This window comes from Sabulicella rubraurantiaca (genome assembly GCF_017355885.1).
Classification (GTDB): domain Bacteria; phylum Pseudomonadota; class Alphaproteobacteria; order Acetobacterales; family Acetobacteraceae; genus Roseococcus; species Roseococcus rubraurantiacus.
In genome coordinates this window covers 2,501-4,545 of sequence record NZ_JAFEUU010000046.1, presented here as the reverse complement: position 1 = coordinate 4,545, position 2,045 = coordinate 2,501, and the positions used below count along the sequence as shown (strand labels likewise).

The following is a 2,045-nucleotide window of genomic DNA, read 5'->3' as shown; positions in this document are numbered from 1 at the left end:
ATGAGCCTATCGGGCGATTAGGACCGCTCGGCTGAGCGCATTGCTGCGCGTATACCTGCGGCCTATCGACGTGCTGGTCTGGCACGGCCCTCGGGGAGACCTGGTTTTGAGGTGGGTTTCCCGCTTAGATGCCTTCAGCGGTTATCCCGTCCGCACTTGGCTACCCAGCTGTGCCACTGGCGTGACAACTGGTGCACCAGAGGTGCGTCCATCCCGGTCCTCTCGTACTAGGGACAGATCCTCTCAAGTCTCCAACACCCACAGCAGATAGGGACCGAACTGTCTCACGACGTTCTAAACCCAGCTCACGTACCGCTTTAATCGGCGAACAGCCGAACCCTTGGGACCTGCTCCAGCCCCGGGATGCGATGAGCCGACATCGAGGTGCCAAACCTCCCCGTCGATGTGGACTCTTGGGGGAGATCAGCCTGTTATCCCTAGAGTACCTTTTATCCGTTGAGCGATGGCCCGTCCACGAGGGACCACCGGATCACTAAGGCCGACTTTCGTCTCTGTTCGCGCTGTCACGCTCACAGTCAGGCGGGCTTATGCCTTTGCACTCAACAGCCGATGTCCGACCGGCTTGAGCCCACCATCGCGCGCCTCCGTTACGATTTGGGAGGCGACCGCCCCAGTCAAACTGCCCACCACGCAGGGTCCCGGCCCGGGATCACCAGGCTCGGTTAGATGCCAAAAAGGCGCAGGGTGGTATTTCAAGGTTGGCTCCACCAGAGCTGGCGCCCCGGCTTCATAGCCTCCCACCTATCCTACACAGCCCCTTCCTGGCACCACTGCGAAGTTGCAGTAAAGGTTCATAGGGTCTTTCCGTCTAACTGCGGGTACCCCGCATCTTCACGGGGAATTCAATTTCGCTGAGCCCATGCCGGAGACAGTGGGGAGGTCGTTACGCCATTCGTGCAGGTCGGAACTTACCCGACAAGGAATTTCGCTACCTTAGGACCGTTATAGTTACGGCCGCCGTTTACCGGGGCTTCAGTTCGGAGCTTGCACTCCTCCCTTTAACCTTCCGGCACCGGGCAGGCGTCAGACCCTATACGTCATCTCTCGATTTCGCAGAGCCCTGTGTTTTTACTAAACAGTCGCCACCCCCTGCTTTGTGCCACCCCACCCTGGTTGCCCAGGACAGGGTCTCGCTTATCCCGAAGTTACGCGAGCAATTTGCCTAGTTCCTTCGACATGGTTCTCTCAAGCGCCTTGGTATGCTCTACCAGTCCACCTGTGTCGGTTTCGGGTACGGTCCAATGCCAGAGCTGTTTCCCGGATCCCTCCAACCGCCCATCCAATCCATTAAGGATGAACAGCACTTCGGAACCGTCACTTCTGGCGGGCTCGGGAATATTCACCCGATTCCCATCGGCTACGGCTGTCGCCCTCGCCTTAGGGGCCGGCTCACCCTGCGCGGATTAACCTTGCGCAGGAACCCTTGGACTTTCGGCGAGAGGGTTTCTCACCCTCTTTGTCGCTACTCATGTCCGCATTCGCACTTCCCATACCTCCAGCACACCTCACGATGCACCTTCACAGGCCTAGGGAACGCTCCGCTACCACGTGCTTACGCACATCCACAGCTTCGGTGCATGGCTTGAGCCCCGTTACATTTTCGCCGCAGGACAGCTATTAGACCAGTGAGCTATTACGCTTTCTTTAAAGGATGGCTGCTTCTAAGCCAACCTCCTGGTTGTTTTGGCCGTCCCACATGCTTTCCCACTTAGCCATGACTTGGGGACCTTAGCTGGTGGTCTGGGCTGTTTCCCTCTCGACAATGGACCTTAGCACCCACTGTCTGTCTGCCAGGCTGCACTCACCGGCATTCGGAGTTCGGTAGGGTTTGGTAGGGCTTTGGGCCCCCCTAGCCCTTCCGGTGCTCTACCTCCGGCGGTGACCACCTGACGATCTACCTCAATAGATTTCGCGGAGAACCAGCTATTTCCGAGTTTGATTGGCCTTTCACCCCTAGCCACAGCTCATCCCCGACTTTTTCAACAGGCGTGGGTTCGGCCCTCCAGTGGGTGTTACCCCACCTT

General features: G+C 58.1%; 1 rRNA gene (cut by a window edge). It reads right to left on the bottom strand.

The features are described 5' to 3' along the window. Nucleotides 1-2,045, bottom strand: a 23S ribosomal RNA gene (locus JTJ31_RS24240); it runs 682 nt beyond the window's last position.